A 5,813-nucleotide genomic window follows, 5' to 3' on the forward strand; every position below is an offset into this window, starting at 1 on the left:
TTAAAAAATCATAAAATAATTTTAAAATGTTTAGTTGTTGTATTGTTAGGTGGATTGCTTGCTGGATATGATGTTATAAACAAGGAAAATGTCAATTTAATAGTAAGAGGGGAAGAAAAAATAATTAATTCTTTTGCTAAAAATGTGGAGGACTTATTAAAAGAAAATAATATTATCTATGATGAAGATGATATTATAAAACCTAGTTTAGATACAAAATTACAAGATAATATGGAAATTAAAGTTACATATGTAGATGTAGTCACTGTAAGTGAACATGAGAGGATTGCTTATGAAACTAAAATTAAAAAAGATAATAATTTGGCAAAAGGAACAACGAAAGTAACACAACAAGGGAAAGAAGGAAGAAAAACTACTATATATGAGGAAGTATATCATAATAATAAATTAGTTTCTAAAGTTATCCAAGAAGAAATAATTCGAGAGAAGCCAGTGGATAAGATTATAACAAAGGGAACTAATACAAATAATTATACTAAAACTGCATTAAAAAATTCAAGTAATTCAAAGGGATATGCTAATTATAAATCATCTGGAGGAGGGAGTTACAGCTCTAGTGGCAAAAAATTAGTTGTATCAGCTACTGCTTATAGTGGTGGTGGAACTACAGCTACTGGAACGAGAGCTAGATGGGGGACAATAGCTGTAGATCCAAGAATTATACCTTATGGTGCAAGGGTTTATATACCTCAGTTTAATATGGTATTTACAGCTGAAGATTGTGGTGGTGGAATAAAAGGAAATAAAATCGATATATATATGAACTCTAGCTCTGAATGTTACAATTGGGGAAAACGTAATATTGATATTTATATTATAGGATAATTAAAGTACCAGATTAAGTATAATCTTAATCTGGTTTTTTATTTTATATTCTAATACTAAATTAATATAATATAGAATTTTAGCATAAATTTATTGTTATACAATATTTACTAAATACGAGAATAAGGATAAAATATATATGACATAATTTGTAATTGGGATGTATAAATAATAAATGTAAAGGAGATTGTAAATGACATATAGGGAAAAATATAATAATTGGTTAGAAAATGATTGCTTTGATGAAAATACAAAGAAAGAGTTACTGAATTTAAAAGGAAATGATAAAGAAATAGAAGATAGATTCTATAAAGATTTAGAGTTTGGGACAGCAGGACTTAGAGGTATAATAGCAGCTGGAACTAATAGAATAAATATATATACAGTGAGAAGGGCAACTTATGGCCTTGCTAATTACATATTAAAAAATACAACTAAAGAAGAACAGTCTAGGGGAGTAGCAATAGCCCATGATAATAGACATATGTCTAGAGAGTTTTGTATAGAAGCAGCAAACACTTTAGCAGCATGTGGAATAAAAGCATATATATTTGATAGTTTAAGAACTACTCCTGAACTATCTTTTGCAGTGAGAAATTTAAATTGTATAGCGGGAATAGTAATAACGGCAAGCCATAATCCACCAGAATATAATGGATATAAGGTATACTGGGAAGATGGTGCACAAGTTATGCCAGAGATAGCTAATGCTATTACCGATGAGATAAATTCAATAGAAGATTACTCAACTATACCTACTTTAAGGGAAGAAAATAAAAACTTAGTGGTTTTATTAGACGAAAGACAAGATACTGATTTTATAGAAGCTGTAAAAAAACAAGTAATAAGAGAAGATTTAGTTAGAAAAGTTGGAAAAGATTTTAAAGTGGTTTATACACCTCTTTGTGGTACAGGAAATGTTCCTGTTAGAAGAGCCTTAGAAGAGGTAGGTTTTAAGCATGTTATTTGTGTAAAGGAAGAAGAATTACCAGATTCAAACTTTTCAGGAATAGAGTACCCAAACCCAGAAGACCAGAGAGCATTAACAAGAGGTATAGAACTTGCTAAAGCTGAAAATGCTGATTTAGTAATAGCAACTGATCCAGACTGTGATAGAGTTGGTGTTGCAGTAAGAACAACAAAAGGTGATTATGCTTTACTTACTGGTAACCAAATTGGTGGAATGTTAACTGATTATATAATAGAAGGATTAAAAGAAAAAGGAAGATTAAAAGAAAATTCTGTTTTGATAAAAACTATTGTAACATCTGAGTTCGGTGCAGATATAGCAAAAGCCAATAATATTGACGTTATGAATGTATTAACTGGATTTAAATTCATAGGAGAAAAAATAAAATCTTTTGAAGAAAAATGTGATAAAACTTATCTATTTGGATATGAGGAAAGTTATGGATATTTAGTAGGTACTCATGCTAGAGATAAAGATGGTGTAGTAGCGTCTTTATTAATATCTGAAATGGCTGCATATTATTACTCAAAGGGTATGAGCTTATATGAAGGATTACAAGAACTATACAAAAAATATGGGTACTTTAAAGAAGAGACGATATCTTTAACTTTAACAGGAATTGAAGGTTTAGAAAAAATAAAAGAAATAATATCTTATTTCAGAAATAATGCTTTAGAATCTTTTAATAATAAAAAAGTTGTAGATATTAAAGATTATGAAAAAGGTATAGATAATCTACCAAAAGCAAATGTTTTAAAATATTACTTAGAAGATGAATCTTGGATAGCTATAAGACCATCAGGAACTGAACCAAAGCTTAAGTTCTATTTAGCAGTAAAAGGAAATAATGAGTGTGAAAGTGATAATAAATTAGTAGGAATAAAAGAAAGTATAAATGAAATACTAAATAAACTAATGTAAGTAAAAAAAGCAGTAAATTCTTATATAGAATTATACTGCTTTTCTATTGTAAGGAAATTATATGTTATCTGTTCTATGGATAAAATATAATTATCCAACTTTGTTACTTGAGCAACTGGCGAATCAATTGGCAATATAAAGTGAAGCCCCACACAGAGGCTTAAGCAAAGCAAATTTTTTTATCTTAATTGTAATAAACTAAATATATAAAGTATTTATATATTATTAATATTAAATATCTAAGAACTTACATTGGAATAACTATTATAGACAATCAAATCTTAAGATATTATTATAATATATATATTACTTATTAACTTTTATATTAAAAATAAACTCTGTGTCATATAAATAAAAGTAGGATGTCAAAATAAGAGATAAAAATAAAATATTAGGAATAATATACTTAGATGGGAGGAAGTGAATGAAAAGAAGTTTAAATACTATAATTAAAGATTATAATAGAAAAATAAAATTTCTCTTAGAATATTCAAATTATAGGGAAATAAATTCTAAAGCAGCAGAGATTTCCTTTTATCTATTATTATCTATTTTTCCATTTTTAATATTTACAATAAGTTTAGTAGTTTATACGCCGATTATAAATATAAGTAAATATATTTTTTTGTTGAAAAAAATTATACCTAATAGTGCATTTAATATAGTAACTTCATTGATTCAATCAGCAATAGAAAATAGAAGTATACATTTTTTATTTTTTAGTTTTATTTTGGCTATGTATACTATGTCTAGAGCAGTAATAGCACTTATAAGAGGAATGAATAAATCTTATAATATTAGAGAAACTAGACCATATTTGGAAGTATTATTCATATCCTTAATTTTTGTCATAATGTTAGTAGTTCTTATTTTTTCTTCTATGATATTTTTAGTATTTGGAGAAAAGTTGGGATCTTTTATTTTTAATATTATAGGTTTAAATGAATATTTTATGTATATATGGAATTTATGTAGATATATTGTTGGTATAGTTACAGTTATTATAGTAATTATGAATTTATATAGATTTACACCAAATAAAAAATTGTCCTTTAAAGAAGTGCTTCCAGGAGCAATAGTATCTACATTATGTTGGCTTATAGCTTCATTCTGTTACTCCTATTATTCAAATAATTTTGCCAAATATGATATCATATATGGAAGTATAGGAGGTATAATAGTTTTAATTACATGGATTTATCTTAGTAGCTGGACTATTTTAATAGGATGTGAAATTAATGCTAGATTATATAGAAAAAAAATTAAATGAAAAATACTTACATTAAATATATTTTTTATACATATTAAATAATAATTACAAAAATAATAAGATATTATTTTTATACTCGAATTATATGATAAACCATACAAATATATAAGAAAAAAGTTAGAAAAATAGAAAATTGTGTGAAAATTTTTAAATGAAAATCCTTCCTTCAATATAAGGGAGGATTTTTATTTAATCTTAAAACATTTGTGAAATATATTTTTCTACTTGTTACCCTACCATTAGAATTTGAATTAGTTAGTAATATTTTTTAGTGAATTCTAAGTTTTACTATGAATTTTACAGGTGGATTTTATGCTGCACATAAATAATAAAATATTTGTTGTTTTTTTAGGGAATTAGTGTACTATAAATATATAATACATACTATATATTATAATTATAGTATACTAAATAAAAAATAAAAGTAATTAGTACTGATATAAATGATAGTTTTTTATTAATATAATATATTATTTGGGATATATACAGTGAGTAATATGACTAAAAATATATAGTGTATTCTAATTATGAAGATATATGGGAGGAGTTAAATATGAAAATAAAGGTAGGTATTAATGGTTTTGGAAGAATAGGAAGAAATGTTCTTAGAATAGCAAATGAAAAATCAAATAATGATTTTGAGATAGTTGCTATAAATGCAAGAGCTGATGCTAAAACATTAGCACATTTATTTAAATATGATTCTTGTTATGGGATATTTAAAGAGGATGTTTATGTTAAGAATGAGGATACAATAGTAGTAAACAATAATGAAATAAAAATATTTAGATATAATAATCCAGAAGAAATTCCTTGGGGAGAGATAGGAGTAGATATAGTAATAGAATCTACAGGAAGGTTTACTAAAAGAGAAGATGCAAAAAAACATTTAGTAGCTGGAGCTAAAAAAGTAATTATAACTGCTCCTGGAAAAGATGAAGATAAGACTATAGTTATGGGTGTTAATGAAAATGAATATGACAATGAAACCCATAATATTATATCTAATGCATCATGTACAACTAACTGTTTAGCACCTTTTGCAAAAGTCATAGATAAAGAATTTGGAATAGAAAAAGGTTTAATGACTACTATTCATGCATATACAAATGATCAACAAATATTAGATAAAACTCATAAAGATTTAAGAAGAGCAAGGGCTGCTGGAGAATCTATGATTCCTACTACAACAGGAGCTGCCAAAGCAGTTTCAAAAGTTTTACCACAATTACAAGGGAAATTAAATGGACTTGCTGTGAGGGTACCAACTCCAACAGTATCTTTAGTTGATTTAGTATGTACATTAAAAAAAGAAACTACTGTAGAAGAGATAAATCAAATATTAAAAAAAGCCTCTCAAGGAGAATTGAAAGGAATATTAGGATATAGTGAGGAACCTCTTGTATCAATTGATTATAGAGGAGATTCTCGTTCTTCTATAATAGATGGACTTTCAACTATGTCTATGGGAGACAAGATGTTTAAAATCATATCTTGGTATGATAATGAATGGGGATATTCTTCAAGAACAGTAGATTTGATAGAATTTATCGCACAAAGATTAAAGTATGTAAAATAATGTAATAAAAACTACAATAAAAAGCAATTTGCTTTTATTGTAGTTTTTATTTTTTTGTATTAACAATAAATTAATATATTAAAATAAATACTTTAAATTTAACATACATTTTACATATATAATGAAGGTAAAATTTATAAAAAATAGAATTTTAGTATTAGTAATAGAAATAAGAGCAACATAACAATTTACTTGTACACATACACATAATAAATTATATAATTAAA

Annotated in this window: 4 protein-coding genes; all 4 read left to right on the forward strand. The window is 25.8% G+C overall.

Annotated features, from left to right (window positions below):
* The coding region (locus J7G74_RS02745) for a 3D domain-containing protein (RefSeq protein WP_297131612.1) at positions 1–846 on the forward strand (846 nt) is incomplete at its 5' end.
* 193 nt (positions 847–1,039) lie between these two features.
* Positions 1,040–2,737: a phospho-sugar mutase gene (locus J7G74_RS02750; protein WP_297131615.1), complete on the forward strand. Its 1,698-nt coding sequence runs from the start codon at positions 1,040–1,042 to the stop codon at positions 2,735–2,737.
* A gap of 424 nt (positions 2,738–3,161) precedes the next feature.
* A complete protein-coding gene (locus J7G74_RS02755) occupies positions 3,162–4,007 on the forward strand; it encodes a YihY/virulence factor BrkB family protein (protein WP_297131618.1) in 846 nt (281 codons plus the stop codon).
* A gap of 553 nt (positions 4,008–4,560) precedes the next feature.
* Positions 4,561–5,586 carry a type I glyceraldehyde-3-phosphate dehydrogenase gene (gene gap / locus J7G74_RS02760; protein WP_297131622.1) on the forward strand — a complete coding sequence of 342 codons (1,026 nt, stop codon included), beginning with the start codon at positions 4,561–4,563 and terminating at the stop codon, positions 5,584–5,586.
* Positions 5,587–5,813 lie beyond the last annotated feature (227 nt).

The organism is Terrisporobacter sp. (genome assembly GCF_017888745.1).
Lineage (GTDB): Bacteria > Bacillota > Clostridia > Peptostreptococcales > Peptostreptococcaceae > Terrisporobacter.